This window comes from Rhizobium sp. SVR5-2C (genome assembly GCF_056755115.1).
Genome location: NZ_JBNDHT010000144.1, coordinates 1 through 17,073 on the forward strand (window position 1 = coordinate 1; position 17,073 = coordinate 17,073).

Genomic DNA, 17,073 nt, shown 5'->3' on the forward strand with positions numbered 1-17,073 from the left:
GGCACCCGCAAGTGGCTGCTGCGTTTTCCGGCGCGCGGTGCGGGGCGGCCCGTCGAAATCGAAGCCGTCTATATTCCGGAAGAGGGTCGCGGCACGCTCTGCATTTCGAGCCAGGTCGGCTGCACGCTGACCTGTTCTTTCTGTCACACCGGGACGCAGCGTCTCGTGCGCAACCTGACGGCCGAGGAAATTCTCTCGCAGCTCCTGCTTGCCCGCGACCGGCTTGGCGATTTCCCGGACCGCGAAGCGCCGCAGGGTACGATCATGCCGGCCGAAGGCCGCAAGGTCAGCAACATCGTGATGATGGGCATGGGCGAGCCGCTCTACAATTTCGATGCCGTGAAGCAGGCGCTGCTGATCGCCACCGATGGTGACGGTTTGTCGTTGTCGAAGCGCCGCGTGACGCTATCGACCTCCGGCGTCGTGCCCGAAATCTTCCGTACCGGCGAGGAGATCGGCGTCATGCTGGCAATCTCCCTGCATGCCGTGCGCGATGATCTGCGCGATATCCTGGTGCCGATCAACAAGAAGTATCCGCTAAAGGAACTGATCGAAGCCTGCCGGAACTATCCGGGGCTTTCGAATGCCCGGCGCATCACCTTCGAATACGTCATGCTGAAGGACGTCAACGACAGCCTGGAAGATGCCAAGGGGCTCGTTCAGCTGCTGAAGGGGGTACCGGCGAAGATCAATCTGATCCCGTTCAATCCATGGCCGGGCACCAACTATCAATGCTCCGACTGGGCGCAGATCGAAAAGTTTGCCGATTTCATCAATTCTGCGGGCTATGCCTCGCCGATCCGCACGCCGCGCGGCCGCGACATCCTCGCCGCTTGCGGGCAGCTGAAATCGGAATCCGAACGGATGCGCAAGACGGAGCGGCTGGCCTTCGAGGCAATGATGATCGCCAATCACGGCGCGGATGACTGATCAGGAAGTTTGATCCTTCCAGCAGTTCTTTGCGGTTGATAAGGCGGTTCGCTTTTCCTAGAAGCGCCTATCATCGATGGAGGACTGATATGCGTTCGATTTTGCTCGCCGTTGCGGCGACCCTTGCCCTCACCCTGCCCGCCAAGGCCGAAGACGTGACCGTCGCCGTGACGGCAATCGTCGAACATCCGGCGCTCGACGCCGTTCGCAAGGGCGTCCAGGACACGCTGACTGCTGCCGGCTACAAGGAAGGCGAGAACCTCAAGTTCCTTTTTGAATCGGCCCAGGGCAACCCGGCGACCGCCGCCCAGATTGCCCGCCAGTTCGCCGGTGAAGATCCTGATGTCATCGTGCCGATCTCCACACCTTCGGCGCAGGCCGTCGTTTCGGCAACGCGCGACATCCCGGTCGTGTTCACCGCCGTTTCTGATCCGCTCGGCGCGCAGCTCGTCAAGGACATGGACAAGCCCGGCGGTAATGTTACCGGCCTCTCCGACATGTCGCCGGTTGCCGAGCATATCGGGCTCATCAAGGAAATTCTGCCGAACGTGAAGTCGATCGGCTATCTCTACAATTCCGGTGAAGCGAACTCCGTTTCCCTTCTCGCCGTTCTCAAGCAGGAAGCTGAGAAGGCTGGCCTCACCGTGGTGGAATCCGCGGCGACCAAATCGGCTGAGGTCCAGGGGGCTGCCCGCGCGCTCGTCGGCCGGGCAGACGCGATCTACGTGCCGACCGACAACACGATCATCTCGGCCCTTGAAGGCGCAGTCGCCGTTGCCGAGGAAAGCAAGCTGCCGCTCTTTACCGCGGATACGGACTCCGTCTCTCGCGGCGCGATCGCAGCGCTCGGCTTCAACTATTACGACGTCGGCAAGCAGACCGGAGACATTGTCGTTCGTATCCTGAAGGGCGAAAATCCGGGCGACATCGCGGTCAAGGTTGCGGCAGGCAGCGACCTCGTCGTCAACAAGAAGGCGGCAGAGAAGATGGGTGTCACGTTGCCGGAAGGCGTACTGAAGCGCGCTAACCGCGTCATCGAATAACTGCAGAGTCTGCGCTTTAATATTGCGCTCGGCCGCTCCTGTTTCTAAACGGGGGCGGTTTGATATTTTAAGACCCGTGAAAATACGGGCAGAAAGAAGAAAGGCGGGGCCTTGAGTCAGATTGCTTTTTGGGGAGCCGTGGAGCTGGGGCTGGTCTATGCCTTCGTCGCCCTTGGCGTCTATCTCGCCTTCCGCGTCCTCGATTTCCCGGACCTGACCGTCGACGGTTCCTTTCCTCTCGGTGCCGCGGTGACCGCTGTGCTGATCATCGCCGGCGTGAACCCCTGGCTTGCGGGTTTGGTCGCGATGGTGGCGGGTGCGGCCGCCGGCCTCGTGACGGCCATGCTCAACGTCCGCTTCAAGATCCTTAATCTGCTTGCCTCGATTCTCACCATGATCGGGCTCTTCTCGGTGAACCTGCGCGTCATGGGCAAGCCGAACGTGGCGCTGATCAATGCCGATACGATGATCAGCCCGTTCTTCGGCCACGGCCTGCGTGATTTCTACGTGCGTCCGCTATTCGTCGGGGCGCTGGTGATTGTTGCCGTGATCGTCGTCTGGCGCTTCCTCGAGAGCGACGCCGGGCTTGCGATGCGTGCGACCGGGGCCAACGCCCGGATGGCTCGCGCCCAGGGCGTCGATACCAACCGTCAGATCTATCTCGGCATGGCGATCTCGAATGCCCTCGTGGCTTTCGGCGGCGCGCTGTTTGCCCAGACCAACGGTTTTGCGGACGTCACCTCCGGCGTCGGCACGATCGTCGTCGGTCTCGCGGCGGTCATCATCGGCGAGACACTGCTTGGCCGCCGTGGGTTGCTGATCGCGCTGATCGGCTGCGTCTTCGGTTCGATCATCTATCGCATCGCCATTCAGCTTGCGCTCTCGACCGATTTCATCGGCCTGCAGGCTTCCGACCTCAATTTCGTGACGGCGGTTCTCGTGACGATCGCGCTCATCCTGCCCCGTCTTCGCCGTGGAGGAGCCGCATCGTGATCAGCGTCAAGGATATCAAGGTTGTCTTCGGCAAGGGAACGCCGCTCGAAAAGAAGGCGCTCAACGGCATCAGTCTGACGATCGAGCAGGGCTCCTTCGTCACTGTCATCGGTTCGAATGGCGCCGGTAAGTCCACACTGCTCGGCGTGCTCGCGGGCGACGTGCTGCCGAGCGAAGGCAAGGTGACGATCGGCTCCACCGATGTGACGCGCAAGCCGACGGCCGCGCGTGCCGGTCTCGTTGCACGTGTATTCCAGGATCCGCTGACCGGGAGCTGCGGCTCGCTGTCGATCGAAGAGAACCTTGCGCTCGCCGCCCGGCGCGGTGAGCGCCGCGGTCTTGTCGCAGCACTCGGCCTGAAGCGCCGCGAGCATTTCCGTGAACGCATCAGCGAGCTCAATCTCGGCCTCGAGAACCGCATGGCCGACCGCATGGACCTGCTGTCCGGCGGCCAGCGTCAGGCGGTTTCCCTTGTCATGGCGACGCTTGCCGGTTCGGAGGTATTGCTGCTGGACGAGCATACGGCAGCACTCGACCCCGGCATGGCGGAATTCGTCATGGGCCTCACAGACAAGATCGTGTCTGAGCGCAAGCTGACGACGCTGATGGTCACACATTCCATGCGCCAGGCCCTCGACTATGGTCACCGTACAGTCATGCTGCACGGCGGCGAGATCGTCCTCGACGTCAGCGGCGACAGCCGCAAGGACCTGCAGGTCGAGGATCTGATCGCGATGTTCCGCAAGATGCGCGGCCAGACGCTGGACGACGACGCGCTGTTGATCGGCTGAGCTCAGCTTCACCGAAATATTTTCGGAGCCATGTCGATCCGCTTGCATCCCGTTCGTTATCGGTCACCATCGCAATCAAGCGATGGTTGACCCGAGGAGACGGACAAATGAAATATATCGCGCTGATTTATATGGACCCGAACACGCGCACGCCGCCGGATTCGCCGGAATTCGGCAAGATGATGAGTGGTTATGCGGTCGCGACCGAGACCTACAAGAAGGACGGCGTCTGGGTTGGCGGCGACGCGCTGCAGCCGGTGACCACCGCCACGACCGTGCGGGTGCGAAACGGCAGGACCGAAACCATGGACGGCCCCTTCGCCGACACCAAGGAGCAGCTCGGCGGGTTTTATATTTTCGACTGCACCAATCTCGACGACGCGATCAAGTACGCCGCGATGATCCCGCATGCCGCCATGGGCAGTGTCGAGGTGCGGCCGATCATGGTCTTCGACCGCTGATGAGCGAATTTTCGGCGACGGCCCCGATTGCCGAAGCGATCGACAGGATCGCCCGGCAGGACGGTGGCCGTCTCCTCTCCAGCCTGGTGGGCTCGTTCCGGGATTTCCAGCTCGCCGAGGACAGCCTTCAGGACGCGCTGGAGTCCGCGCTCGTCCACTGGAACCGCAACGGCCTGCCGGCCTCGCCGAACGCCTGGCTGATGCAGGTCGCCCGCCGCAAGGCGGTCGACCGGCTGCGGCGCTCGGCCAATTTCCACGCGAAGTCGGCCGAGATCACCCATCTTATCGAACTCGAAAACACATCGCCCGTGACGGACGAGCCCGATCCGATCGGCGACGAGCGGCTGAAGCTGATTTTCGCCTGCTGCCATCCGGCGCTCGACCGGAAGACCTGCGTGGCGCTGACTTTGCGTTCCGTCTGCGGGCTGAAGACCGAGGAGATCGCCGATGCCTTCCTCGACCGGCATGAGGCCATGGCGCAACGGCTGGTGCGCGCCCGCGACAAGATCGCCAAGGCCGGCATCGCCTTTGAAGTGCCGGGGCCGGACGGTTGGGCGGCCCGGCTCGAAAGTGTGCTTGCCGTCGTCTATCTCATCTTCAACGAAGGATATGCGTCGGGGCGCGACAGCCATATCCGCGCCGATCTTTGCGACGAGGCGATCCGGCTCGGGCGGCTACTGACAGTGCTCCGGCCGGGCGAGCCGGAAATCGAGGGGCTGCTGTCGCTGATGCTCCTCCACCACGCCCGCCGGGCGGCGCGGATCGGTGACGGCGGCGAGATGCTGACGCTCGAAACGCAGGACCGCAGCCTCTGGGACCGGGAGGGGATCGCGGAGGGCGTCGCGCTGATCGAAGGGGCGCTCAAGCGCGGCCGGCCCGGACCATACCAGTTACAGGCGGCGATCATTGCCGTGCATGCGGAAGCGCCGAACTTCGCCGAGACGGACTGGCAGGAGATCGCCTGGCTCTACGCCGAGCTTGCCCGCACCGCCGACAACCCGGTCTACGAACTCAACCGTATCGTTGCGCTCTCCTATGTTGAAGGCCCGGCCGCGGCGCTTGCCTGTCTCAAGCCCATCGCCATGGCCCTGGTGCAATACCAGCCCTTCTATGCCGTGCAGGCGGATCTTCTGGCACGCGCCGGTCAGCTCGATCAGGCGAGGCTCGCCTATGTCAGGGCGATCGAGCTGTCGCAGTCCGATGCGGAGAAGCTGTTCCTGTCGCAGCGGCTCGAGGCGCTTGCGAGCGGATAGGGCGGCTCTATCGTCCCTGTGTCATGAAGATCTTCAAGGCGAAGATCGAGAAGACGCCGGCGAAGGTGTAGTCCATGCCACGCAGCACCTTCCTGTTCTTCTGCAGCCAGGAGGCTAGCCAATCGGCGGCGAAGACGACGCTGGCATTGACCGGCATGCCGATCAAAATGAAGCAGAAGCCGAGGAAGAGCAGCTTGTGCGTGACCGCCGGATCGCCGGCGCTGACGAACTGCGGCAGGAAGGTCATGAAAAAGATGATGACCTTGGGGTTCAGAAGGTTGACCCAGAAGCCGGAGGAGACGTTCGAAAGTGCCGTGCCTTTCGGTTCCTCGACCTTCGCGACCGTCAGCTTCGAACCGAAGCGGACCGCCTGGACGGCAAGCCAAAGGAGATAGGCCGCGCCCCCGGTCTTCAGGATGAGGAAGGCCGTCGGAGAGGCAGTGATCAGTGCCGAGATGCCGAAGGCGACCAGCATCGTGTGGACAACGATGCCGAGGCTCGTGCCGAGGACGACGAACAGCGCCGCCTTCTTTCCCTGCGCCAGCGCGCGACTGATGGACAGGGTCATATCGGGGCCGGGTGTCGCTGCAAGCAGAAGGGTCGCGGCAGCAAAGGCGAGAAGGGTGGCAAAGCTCGGCAGGAAGTCCATGGTACACTCTGAAAGCCGGAAAACGTCGATTGCTTTTATCCGGCTTCCAGAAAATGTCTAATCAAACCTTCTAATACGACCTATTCCTTCTGTTCGAGATAGGCCTTGAACTTGTCGGCATAATCCTTGTGCCAGCGCGACAGCGGCGGGCGGTTCTCGATGATGTCCCCCATCGCCCAGGCCATGCGGCGCTCGTCGAGCGGGCGGGGAACGTCGTTGTCGGGGCAGAGGATGTAGAAATCGCCGCGGCCCAGGCTTTCCACCATGAAGTCGACGGTCTGTTCGGGGGTCCAGGCGGCGGTCGGTTTCTCCGTGCGATCGCCCTTGGTCAGGCCGGTGAAGACAAAGCCGGGGATCAAGAGGTGGGCCGAAATCTTCGAACCCTCGGTATTGCGCAATTCGTGTTGCAGCGCTTCTGTGAAAACCTTCACCCCTGCCTTGGAGACGTTGTAGGCGGGATTTCCCGGAGGCGTCGTAATGCCCTGCTTCGAGCCGGTGTTGATGACAAGCCCCGGCTCGCCGTGGGCGACCATGCCTGGTCCGAAGACGCGCGTCCCATTGATGATACCGAGAAGATTGACGCCGAGGATATTGTCCCAGCTCGCCTGATTGCTGAAGATCGAAGTCTCGGGACCGATGCCGGCGTTGTTCATGAGCACGTGGACGCGGCCGAAGCGTTGAATGACGGCGCGTTCGAGGGCTTCCAGCGACGTCTTGTCGGAAACGTCCGTTTCGACAGCCATCACATGTTCCTGCCCTGCAATGGCTTCAAGCTCGCCGCGAGCCTTCGCAAGCCTGTCGCCGCCGAGATCGGCAATGACGACGTTCATGCCTGCCCTGGCGCAATGTTTCGCCGCTGCAAGGCCGATGCCGGATGCGCCACCGGTAATCACCGCAACGTTGGACTTCCTGAAAATCTCTTGAATATTCTTCATGGGACTGACCCTTCCTCAATCGTGGTCGTATGCTGCGTGATATGGGTGAGCGTGTCGCGCTGTCAAACGCAATGCGCTTCGGCAGCGGCAATCCTTGCCCTTGCGTCGTGTGACAATCTCGCTAAAAGTGCCCGCGACACCGGGCTTTGCGGGTAAGCCGCCGCCCATATGCAACGGACCCATCATCATGGCACCTTACAAAGACGTGAAGAAAGTCGTGCTCGCCTATTCGGGTGGCCTCGACACCTCGATCATCCTGAAGTGGCTTCAGACTGAGCTCGGCGCCGAAGTCGTGACCTTCACGGCTGACCTCGGCCAGGGCGAAGAGCTCGAGCCTGCGCGCAAGAAAGCCGAAATGCTCGGCATCAAGGAGATCTATATCGAGGACGTCCGCGAAGAGTTCGTGAAGGACTTCGTCTTCCCGATGTTCCGCGCCAATGCCGTCTATGAGGGCGTCTACTTGCTCGGCACCTCGATCGCGCGTCCGCTGATCTCCAAGCATCTGATCGACATCGCCCGCAAGACCGGCGCCGACGCGATTGCCCACGGCGCGACCGGCAAGGGCAACGACCAGGTTCGCTTCGAGCTTTCCGCTTACGCGCTGAACCCGGACATCAAGATCATCGCTCCGTGGCGCGACTGGTCGTTCAAGAGCCGTACCGACCTGCTCGAATTCGCCGAGAAGCATCAGATCCCGGTCGCCAAGGACAAGAAGGGTGAAGCGCCGTTCTCCGTCGATGCCAACCTGCTGCACTCCTCCTCCGAGGGTAAGGTGCTGGAAGACCCGGCGCAGGAGGCTCCCGAATACGTGCATATGCGGACCATCTCGCCGGAAGCCGCGCCTGACAAGGCAACCGTGATCAAGGTCGGTTTCGAAAAGGGTGACGCGGTTTCGATCAACGGCGTCCGCATGAGCCCGGCGACGCTGCTGGCGGCGCTCAACAATTACGGCCGCGACAACGGCATCGGCCGTCTCGACCTCGTCGAGAACCGCTATGTCGGCATGAAGTCGCGCGGCGTCTATGAAACGCCCGGCGGCACGATCCTGCTTGCCGCGCACCGCGCAATCGAGTCCATCACGCTCGACCGCGGCGCAGCCCATCTGAAGGATGAGCTGATGCCGAAATATGCCGAGCTCATCTATTACGGCTTCTGGTTCTCGCCGGAGCGCGAAATGCTGCAGGCCCTCATCGACAAGAGCCAGGAGCATGTCGAGGGCGAAGTAACGCTGAAGCTCTATAAGGGCAATGTCATGGTCACCGGCCGCGAGAGCCCCAAGTCGCTCTATTCGGACAAGCTGGTCACCTTCGAGGACGACCAGGGCGCCTACGACCAGAAGGACGCCGCCGGCTTCATCAAGCTCAATGCGCTGCGCCTGCGCACGCTCGGCAAGCGCAACCTCAAGAGCTGACTGCGCCCACCTGCTTGACAAAGAGGCCCGCCGGTTTGCGCCGTGCGGGCCTTTTCTTTTGGTTGCAGTGACGCTTGACGGATTGCAGGGCTAGCATAGTCTACGGCCATCGTCCCTCGGAGCCTCTCATGACGCAATCGCTTCTTCTCGGCGCCTTTCTGGCAGCGCTCTTTTACGTGCTCATCCCGGGTCCGGCTTTCCTGCAGCTACTTGGCATCGGTGCCGGGCAGGGGCGCAAGGCCGGTGCATTCTTCATGATGGGCCATCTGGTCGGCGATATTCTCTGGTCGGCGCTCGCCTTGATCGCAATCGTCGGCGCGAGGACGATTGGCACCTTCGTCTTCGATCTGCTCGGGCTGCTTTGTGGCTTCTATCTCGCCTGGATCGGCCGGAGCGCCGTCACGGCAAAACCCAAGGGCGACGGGCAGGCTCTGGTAAAGGTGGAGCGGCCTTTCCGCCGCGGGCTGGTCTTCGGCGTGACCAATCCGAAAGGCTATCCAGTGGCACTTGCGACTTTCACGGCGTTGGTTGCCGGTTCGGCCGGGGCGCTCGACTTCGAGGCTTTGCCGTTGCTGCTCAGCGTCTCTTTCGTGGGTTTCGTAACCGCCGACATCATCCTAATTGCGATCATCGGCGCAGGCGCCGTGCGCCGCTTCTACCGCGCGCATGAACGGCTGATCGTCCGCTGCTCCGGTGTTCTCTTTATGGGATTTGCTGTTCAGGCGCTATGGCATGCAACGCCCGGCCTGCTTGGATGGCGACGGGCCTAGAGTATCCCGCACTCTGGCGGACTCGTCTAAGTGCAGAACAGACGCTCTAGGAGAGCGTCCTTTATGCGTCCATTCTGACACGCGGTGCTCTAGGCATCGCTTAGGAAATCGACAACGGACTGCATCGTCCTTGCCGCCGCCGGATCGCCGATCGATGTCTCGATCTCCAGCTGATTCCGGAAATAATCGAGAAAATCGAAGCTCGTCCCATCCGTGACGTGCGACAGATCGATGAGATTGCCGCGGGCATCGATGGCATGCATCGGCAGCGGTTCGGAGAGCGCGGCAAAGGTGTCCTGGTTGATGACACCGCTATCGAAGCTCCGGCGGGCAAAGTTGCGTAATTCGCCAGGAGTGATCGATGCGAAGTTCGGTCCGCCGGCAGCTTCTTCTATCTGGAATGGCGCGGAATGGCCGGAGGCTGGCGCAACTGCAAAATCAGCGGTCTTCGAGTTTTTCGCATTATTGGCATAATTCTTATAGAGCAAATTCTGAGAAGACCGCAGAGAAAAGATTTCCATGCGAATGCCCTTTGTTACTATGGCGCAAAAACTATCGCCATGGTTGCGGGGGCGTCAATCGTGGACACACGCCAAAATATCGTCTGCCGGCGTTCATCCCCAACTTACCGCGACGCAACATGCGCCGGTAGTCGCGACGCGCCATACCAATCGGCCAGGCCTTTGCCTATATAGGCAGGCGCAACAGTTTCAGAGGATCTGCGATGCCTTCCACACCAGAGTTCAACCCGGCGCTCGTCAACTGGAATGGGCTTCATGGCCTGCCGCGCTTCGACGCGCTGAACGACGGCGACTTTGCCGCGGCCTTCGATGCCGCCCTCGGATCCCATGACAAGGAGATCGATGCGATCGCCGGGAATCCGGAAGAGCCGACATTCGACAATACGATCGTCGCGCTGGAAGTCGCAGGTGACGAGCTTTCGCGCATTTCCGCACTGTTCTGGAATCGCGCCGGTGCGCACACCAACGATACGATCCAGGCGCTGGAACGCGATATCTCGCCGAAGATGTCGCGCCACTATTCCAAGATCGGGATGAACGCCCCGCTCTTTGGGCGCATCGATACGCTTTGGGAGAAGCGGGAGAGCCTCGGGCTGAGCCTCGAGCAGACGCGCGTGCTGGAGCGGCGCTGGAAGAGTTTCGTGAAATCGGGTGCCAAGCTGCCGAAGGCCGAGCAGGAGAAGCTCGCTGCCATCGACGAGAAGCTTGCGGCTCTCAGCACGCAGTTCGGCCAGAACGTGCTGGCCGACGAGAAGAGCTGGGCACTGGTCCTCTCCGAAGGGCCGGAACTCGAGGGCATTCCGGACTTTCTGAAGGACGCCATGGCGGCGGCGGCGCGCGAAAGAGGCGAAGAGGGGAAATTTGCGGTCACCCTGTCGCGCTCGATCATCGAGCCGTTCCTGACCTTTTCCGGGCGGCGCGATCTGCGCGAGCAGGCCTTCAAGGCTTGGGTCGCTCGCGGCGAGAACGGGGGCGAGACGGATAACCGCGACATCATCCGCGAGATGCTGGCCCTTCGCGGCGAGGTGGCGCAACTCCTCGGTTATGGCAATTTCGCAGAACTGAAGCTCGACAATACGATGGCGAAGACACCGGCCGCGGTGAGTGGTCTGCTGCGTTCGGTCTGGGCAAGGGCCGTCATCCGGGCACATCAGGAGGAGGACGACATCGCCGCGCAGATCGCCGAAGAAGGCAAAAACCACGAAGTCATGCCCTGGGACTGGCGCCACTATGCCGAGAAGATTCGCGCACAGCGTTTCAATTTCTCCGAAACGGAGCTGAAGCCCTACCTGCAGCTCGAAAAGATCATCGAGGCCTGCTTCGATGTCGCCGGCCGTCTTTTCGGCATTCGCGCCGTCGAGAAGAAAGGCGTTGCCGCCTATCATCCGGATGTGCGTGTTTTCGAAATTCGCGATCGTGAAGACAAGTTGATTGCGCTTTTCATGGGCGACTATTTCGCCCGTAGTTCCAAGCGCTCCGGTGCCTGGATGAGCGCTTTCCAGTCGCAGCACAAGCTCATGATGAAGAATGGGCAAAAGGGCGAACTGCCGATCATCTACAACGTCTGCAACTTCGCAAAACCCGCAGAGGGCAAGCCGGCTCTGCTTTCGCTGGACGATGCCCGAACGCTTTTCCATGAATTCGGCCATGCGCTGCATGGCATGCTGTCCAACGTGACCTATCCGTCGGTGTCGGGCACGAGCGTCTCGCGCGACTTCGTCGAACTGCCGTCGCAACTCTACGAGCACTGGCTGACGGTGCCGGCAATCCTCAAGCAATATGCCGTGCATTTCGAAACCGGCGAACCCATGCCCCAGGAGCTGCTTGGCAAGGTGCTTGCGGCGCGCACCTTCAACGCCGGGTTCAACACCGTCGAGTTCACGTCGTCCGCCATCGTCGATATGGAATTCCATACGCGCGATACGGTGGAAGACCCGATGGCGCTGCAAAAGCAGGTGCTTGCCGAACTCGGGATGCCGAAGTCTCTGGTGATGCGCCACGCCTCGCCGCACTTCCAGCACATCTTCTCCGGCGGTTATTCGGCCGGATATTACTCCTACATGTGGTCGGAGGTGCTCGATGCGGACGCATTCGCCGCTTTCGAGGAAACCGGCGACGCATTCAGCAGCGGGATGGCGCAGAAGCTCAAGGACAACATCTATTCCGTCGGCGGCTCGATCGATCCGGAAGATACGTACAAGGCCTTCCGCGGCAAGCTGCCGAGCCCGGATGCGATGCTCGTCAAGAAAGGACTTGCGACATTCGAAGAACTATCCGGCAGCGATGCTTGATAGAGCATGTATCGCGCATTTTAGATGCGCAACGGCTAAAGTATTGACGGGCGGCAACGTTGTCACATGACTGTCATTAAACCTTAATAAGCAACCGGCATCGATTTCAACCGATGCCGGTTTTTTCATGACTCCACAACCTTCAGAGCTCTCTGCCGCCGTTTCGACGGCCGGCGTCGAGTTGCACTATGGGGCTACGCCTGTTCTGAAGGGCATCGACATTTCGCTCTCCAGGGGCAAGACGCTTGCGCTCCTAGGCCCGTCCGGCTGCGGAAAGACAACCTTGCTGAGGCTCGTCGCCGGGCTGCTCGCGCCGACGAAGGGCTCCGTCTCCATCGCCGGCCGTATCGTCGCGGATGCAGCAAGTGGGGCTTTCTCGCCGCCTGAAAAGCGCAATCTCGGGATGGTCTTCCAGGACTATGCGCTCTGGCCGCATCTGACGGTGGACGGGAACGTCTCCTTCCCCCTCGAAATGCGCGGTATCGGCAAGGCAGAACGGCAGGAGCGGACGATGCGTGCGCTAGAGCGCGTGGGCCTCGCTGCCCTTGCCGATCGGCGGCCGAGCGATCTTTCCGGCGGCCAGCAGCAGCGCGTGGCGATTGCCCGGGCCATCGTCGCCGAGCCGCAGCTCATCCTCTTCGACGAGCCGCTGTCCAATCTCGACCGGGAACTGCGCGAGAACATGGTCGGCGAACTCGCCGAACTGATCGCCACACTCGGCCTGACGGCAATCTACGTTACCCATGATCATAGCGAAGCGCTGACGCTGGCCGATGATGTCGCCGTCATGCGCGGCGGCTTAATCGAGCAGCTGGCATCGCCGGATGTGCTGATCGAGAAGCCCGCTACGCCTGAGGTCGCCGACTTCCTGCGCCTCGGGGGTGTAGCCGAGCTCGAATATCGCGATGGACATTGGTTCTTCAAAGGAAGCGGCGTTGCGCTGCTGCGCGGTGCGGATGGCGTCGATTGCTCGGTGCGCGTCCTCATTCCTACTGCGTCGATCACAACAAGTGAGATTTTGCCGGGAACGCTTGCCGCGACGGTGCTGCGCTCGCAGTTCCGCGGCGACGGGCATCTTGCGACCGTCTCCCTGGTTGGCGCGGAAGCCATCGAATTGCAGGTTTTAAGCCGCGCCAAGCTGCGACCCGGCGAAGGTATCGGTCTGTCGATCGATCCAGGCCAGATCCGCTGGTTCGGCACTCAAGTTTATTTGTCCAAAAAGGAGAAATTGGAGCATGTTTAAGTCGTTGAAGAGCATCACTTTTGGCGTTGTTGCCGCCGCCCTGATGGCCGGCGTCGCCCATGCCGATGTCACCGTTTATACCGCTGGCCCGCAGAGCCTGATCGACAAGCTGTCTGCCGGCTTCACCAAGCAGACCGGCGTCAAGGTCAACGTCTTCCAGGCAACGACCGGCAAGGTCATGGCCCGCATTGAAGCCGAAGCCGCAAACCCGGTCGTTGACGTCGTGATCTCGGCTTCCTGGGATACGGCCAACGACTTCGCCAAGCGCGGCTGGCTGGTCAACTATACGAGCCCGAATGCCACCAAGGTTCCGGACTTCCTGAAGTCCGAAGGCGCCGTTGCCCAGGGCATCTCGGCTCTCGGCATCGTCTGGAACTCCAAGAGCGGCACGCCGAAGCCGGCCGAATGGGCTGACCTGACGAAACCGGAATACAAGGACCTCGTCAACATCCCGGATCCGGCCCAGTCCGGCTCGTCCTTCGAACTGACCGCGGCTCTCGCCGGCCAGGATGACTGGAAGCTCTTCAAGGACCTGCAGGCTAACGGCGCAATCATCGCCGGCGCAAACGCCGATGCCCTGAACCCGGTTCTGCAGGGTGCAAAGGCGGTCGTCTTCGGTGCTGTCGACTACATCGCTCTGGCCGCCCAGAAGAAGGGCGAGAACATCGAAGTCGTGTTCCCCAAGTCCGGCACGGTCATCGCGCCGCGTCCGGCCATGATCATGAACTGGTCCAAGAACCAGGACGACGCCAAGAAGTTCATCGACTACATGCTGTCTGACGAAGGCCAGAAGCTGGTTGCCGGTGAAATGCTGATGCCGTCCCGCACGGACGTCGCCGCCAGCCGCCCGCTGATCAGCGACCTCACGCTCCTGAAGTACGATACGGCTGCTGTCTACGGCAAGCGCAAGGAAACGCTGAAGGCCTTCGCCGATCTCTACGGCGCCAAGTAAGGCCAGGCAGATGAGAGGAAACGGCATAGCATCGGCCCGAAAATCGGAATCGATTTTCGGTAAGCACGATGCTTAGATTCAGGAAATTAGAGCGTCCTTTGCGCGTCCGAATGGACGCGCGGCGCTCTAACGGCACGGCTCCGGCCGCCTGGCTGGCAACAGCGGGTCTTGTTCTCGTCGTCGCCGTTCCCTTCGTCGCGGTGATGCTGCAAGGCATCTTCCCCGAACTCGGACAGGGCTCCTTCGCGAGCCCTTTCTCTTCACTTTATGCAACGCTCGCCGACAGTTCGCTCATCCGTATGGGCGGCAACACCATCCTGCTCGGCGGCTGCGTGGTGCTCGCCTCGGCGCTGGTCGCGGTACCGCTCGGCGTGTTTCGCGCCCTTTATAGAATCCCGTTTGCGCCTCTCTGGGACGTGCTGCTGCTCGTGCCCTTCATGATCCCGCCCTATATTGCGACACTCGGCTGGATCATGACCCTGCAGCCGCGCGGTTACCTGCAGCAGCTCGTTGGCTTCAATCTCGCGCCCTTCCTCTTTTCGCTGTTCGGCATGACGCTGGTCATGGCCTTCAACACGTTCCCGGTCGTCTATTTCGCGGTGTCGCGCACGGTCGAAGCCGTGGGCGCGCGTTACGCCGATGTCGGCCGCGTCTTCGGTGCGAGCCCGGCGCGCGCCTTCAGGCGCATCACGCTGCCGCTTTCGGCTCCGGGTCTCACGGCAAGCCTGATGCTGGTCTTTGCCGCTGCGATCGAGGAATACGGCACGCCGGCCGCGCTTGGCCGCCGTGCCGGCTTCCAGGTGCTGGTCACCGGCATCGACCTGCGCGTCACCGACTGGCCGATCGACCTGCCGGGGGCGGCGATCCTGTCCCTCGTGCTGGTCGCCATGTCGCTGGTGACTTTCCTGCTGCAGCGCTGGATCCTGTCGCGCCGCTCCTATCAGACGGTCGGCGGCAAGCCGACGGCAAAGGACAAGCGGCCGCTCGGCGCGCTGAAGATCCCCGTCATGGTCGCTTTTGCGGTCGTTGCCTTCCTGGCGACCGGCGTGCCGCTGCTGGCGATCCTTGCGACCGCCCTGGCGCGGACGATCTCCGGCGGGCTTGCCTTCGACAATGTCAGCCCCAACAACTTCATCGCGGTGTTCAGCAACAGCGCCGGCGCGGTAACGGCGCTCATCAACAGCTTCTCGCTCGGCATCGGCACGGCGCTGATCACCGGCCTGATCGGTGTCACGGCTGCCTATACGGTGGTCAAGACGAAGATCTCCGGCCGTATGGCCATCGACATCATGACCATCCTGCCGAACGCGCTGCCGGGCATCGTCGTGGCTGTCGGGCTGATCCTCGCCTGGAACATGCCGTGGTTGCCGGCGACGCCCTACAACACGGCCTTTATCCTGCTGCTTGCCTATTGCTGCATCCTGCTGCCGCAGCCGGTGCGCTACACGACGGCGGCCTTCCAACAGATCGGCGACAATCTGGAGGCTGCCGCCCGCGTCTGCGGCGCCAGCGGTGTCACGGCCTTCCGGCGCATTCTCCTGCCGCTAGTCTTTCCGAGCCTTGCCTCCTCCATGTTGCTGGTCTTCGCGCTCGCCTCGCGCGAACTCGTCGCTTCGGTCGTCGTCGCTCCGGTCGGCATGCAGACGATCGCCACCTTCATCTGGCGCCAGTTCGAGCAGGGATCGATCGGGCTCGGCATGGCCATGGCCTTCATCGCCATCTGCATCACCACGCTGCTGCCGCTTCTTCTTCTCACCCTTCTGCGCCGTAGCGGACTGGTGGCGGAATGACCGGCAGCGCAGCATCCCGGCAGCGGCGCCCAAGGCCATCACTTAACAAAACTGTCGTTGAAGTTTCGAAAAACCGTCATGCCGCCTTCAAGAGGATGACATCACGGCGGCCATAGGTTCGGCGCGTGAGGCTCGCTCCCGTTCTCGCAAGCCGGACACATCTTGGCATGAAATTGACTGAAACGACCCGTCGACGCTTTCTTGCATCCATGGGAGCGGTGTGGGGGGATTTGCGGCGGCAGGGTTGGCTATGCCCTACTATGCGCGTGGTTCCTCAAGTCGTCCTATGTTCACGTCTGGCGTCCAGTCCGGCGATATTGGTGCCCGCTCCGGCATGATTTGGACGCAGGTGGACCGACCCGCGCGTCTCTACATCGAGTACTCGACGAGCAACAGGTTCGCCAATGCCGTGCGGGTGACGCCCATCGACGTCACGCCGCAAACTGGCCTTGCTGGAAAGCTGCTGCTTCAAGATCTCCCGCCCGATCAGGAGATTTTCTATCGCTTCCAAGCGGCGGACCTACAGGACGTCAACGATCTTTCGGAGCCCATCCTGGGCCAGTTTCGCACCGCGCCCTCGCAGAAGCGCAGCATTCGCTTCGCATGGTCGGGCGATACGGCGGGCCAGGGTTGGGGCATCGATGACGAAGGCATGCGAACCTATGCGACGATCGCCTATCACCGTCCGGATTTCATGGTCCACTCGGGCGACACGATCTATGCCGACAACCCGATCCCTGACGAGATCAAGCTGCGGGATGGAGGTCTTTGGAAAAACAGGATCGTCACGGAGGCGAAGCGGGAGATCGCCCAGACGCTCGACCAGTTTCGCGGGCAATGGGCCTATAACCTGCTCGATGATCATGTAAAGGAGCTGAATGCGGCCTGTCCCGTCTTTTATCAATGGGACGACCATGAAGTCCTGAACAACTGGTCGCCATCGACCAACCTTCGCGATGACAATCGCTATACGGAAAAGTCCATTTCGACGCTGGCAGCACGCGCAAGCCGCGCCTTCCACGAGATGACGCCGATCCGCT

15 protein-coding genes and 1 pseudogene are annotated in these 17,073 nt (G+C 61.6%); 13 read left to right on the plus strand and 3 right to left on the minus strand.

The window, feature by feature from the left end:
- From rlmN to ACPYOI_RS29205, 6 genes are all read left to right on the plus strand, one after another.
- The coding region (gene rlmN / locus ACPYOI_RS29180) for a dual-specificity RNA methyltransferase RlmN (RefSeq protein WP_481423721.1) at window positions 1–930 on the plus strand (930 nt) is incomplete at its 5' end.
- An 89-nt stretch (window positions 931–1,019) separates the two neighbouring features.
- Window positions 1,020–1,973 (plus strand): ABC transporter substrate-binding protein, encoded by a 954-nt coding sequence (locus tag ACPYOI_RS29185; RefSeq protein ID WP_481416911.1) that lies wholly within the window; start codon window positions 1,020–1,022, stop codon window positions 1,971–1,973.
- Window positions 1,974–2,084: 111 nt separating this feature from the next.
- Window positions 2,085–2,966: an ABC transporter permease gene (locus ACPYOI_RS29190; RefSeq protein ID WP_481416912.1), complete on the plus strand. Its 882-nt coding sequence runs from the start codon at window positions 2,085–2,087 to the stop codon at window positions 2,964–2,966.
- A complete protein-coding gene (locus ACPYOI_RS29195) occupies window positions 2,963–3,757 on the plus strand; it encodes an ABC transporter ATP-binding protein (protein WP_481416913.1) in 795 nt (264 codons plus the stop codon). The genes ACPYOI_RS29190 and ACPYOI_RS29195 overlap by 4 nt, the downstream gene beginning before the upstream one ends.
- 107 nt (window positions 3,758–3,864) lie before the next feature.
- Window positions 3,865–4,218: a YciI family protein gene (locus ACPYOI_RS29200; protein ID WP_481416914.1), complete on the plus strand. Its 354-nt coding sequence runs from the start codon at window positions 3,865–3,867 to the stop codon at window positions 4,216–4,218.
- On the plus strand, window positions 4,218–5,471 hold the full coding sequence (locus ACPYOI_RS29205; RefSeq protein ID WP_481416915.1) for an RNA polymerase sigma factor: 1,254 nt from the start codon (window positions 4,218–4,220) through the stop codon (window positions 5,469–5,471). The genes ACPYOI_RS29200 and ACPYOI_RS29205 overlap by 1 nt, the downstream gene beginning before the upstream one ends.
- A 7-nt stretch (window positions 5,472–5,478) precedes the next feature.
- On the opposite strand, the gene ACPYOI_RS29210 is transcribed toward ACPYOI_RS29205, so the two are convergent.
- Together ACPYOI_RS29210 and ACPYOI_RS29215 are read right to left on the minus strand one after the other, a co-directional pair.
- On the minus strand, window positions 5,479–6,120 hold the full coding sequence (locus ACPYOI_RS29210; protein WP_481416916.1) for a LysE family translocator: 642 nt from the start codon (window positions 6,118–6,120) through the stop codon (window positions 5,479–5,481).
- A gap of 80 nt (window positions 6,121–6,200) precedes the next feature.
- Complete coding sequence (locus ACPYOI_RS29215; RefSeq protein WP_481416917.1) at window positions 6,201–7,055, minus strand: SDR family NAD(P)-dependent oxidoreductase; 855 nt, start codon at window positions 7,053–7,055, stop codon at window positions 6,201–6,203.
- A gap of 187 nt (window positions 7,056–7,242) precedes the next feature.
- Here ACPYOI_RS29215 and ACPYOI_RS29220 point away from each other — a divergent pair, with 187 nt between their 5' ends.
- Complete coding sequence (locus ACPYOI_RS29220) at window positions 7,243–8,466, plus strand: argininosuccinate synthase (RefSeq protein ID WP_481416918.1); 1,224 nt, start codon at window positions 7,243–7,245, stop codon at window positions 8,464–8,466.
- Between the two features lie 128 nt (window positions 8,467–8,594).
- On the plus strand, window positions 8,595–9,236 hold the full coding sequence (locus ACPYOI_RS29225; RefSeq protein WP_481416919.1) for a LysE family translocator: 642 nt from the start codon (window positions 8,595–8,597) through the stop codon (window positions 9,234–9,236).
- An 89-nt stretch (window positions 9,237–9,325) separates the two neighbouring features.
- On the opposite strand, the gene ACPYOI_RS29230 is transcribed toward ACPYOI_RS29225, so the two are convergent.
- Window positions 9,326–9,757: a hypothetical protein gene (locus tag ACPYOI_RS29230; protein WP_481423722.1), complete on the minus strand. Its 432-nt coding sequence runs from the start codon at window positions 9,755–9,757 to the stop codon at window positions 9,326–9,328.
- A gap of 203 nt (window positions 9,758–9,960) precedes the next feature.
- Here ACPYOI_RS29230 and ACPYOI_RS29235 point away from each other — a divergent pair, with 203 nt between their 5' ends.
- From ACPYOI_RS29235 to ACPYOI_RS29255, 5 genes and pseudogenes are all read left to right on the plus strand, one after another.
- Window positions 9,961–12,048, plus strand: coding sequence for a M3 family metallopeptidase (locus ACPYOI_RS29235; RefSeq protein ID WP_481423723.1), 2,088 nt, complete (start codon window positions 9,961–9,963; stop codon window positions 12,046–12,048).
- 127 nt (window positions 12,049–12,175) lie between these two features.
- The gene (locus tag ACPYOI_RS29240) at window positions 12,176–13,291 is read left to right on the plus strand and encodes an ABC transporter ATP-binding protein (protein WP_481416922.1); all 1,116 of its coding nucleotides are present in this window, start codon (window positions 12,176–12,178) and stop codon (window positions 13,289–13,291) included.
- Entirely contained in the window at window positions 13,284–14,243 is a 960-nt protein-coding gene (locus ACPYOI_RS29245) for an ABC transporter substrate-binding protein (RefSeq protein ID WP_481416923.1), read from the plus strand. The genes ACPYOI_RS29240 and ACPYOI_RS29245 overlap by 8 nt, the downstream gene beginning before the upstream one ends.
- A gap of 110 nt (window positions 14,244–14,353) precedes the next feature.
- Complete coding sequence (locus ACPYOI_RS29250) at window positions 14,354–16,033, plus strand: ABC transporter permease (protein ID WP_481416953.1); 1,680 nt, start codon at window positions 14,354–14,356, stop codon at window positions 16,031–16,033.
- A gap of 167 nt (window positions 16,034–16,200) precedes the next feature.
- Window positions 16,201–17,073 (plus strand): annotated as a pseudogene (locus ACPYOI_RS29255) (alkaline phosphatase D family protein); the annotation flags it as partial.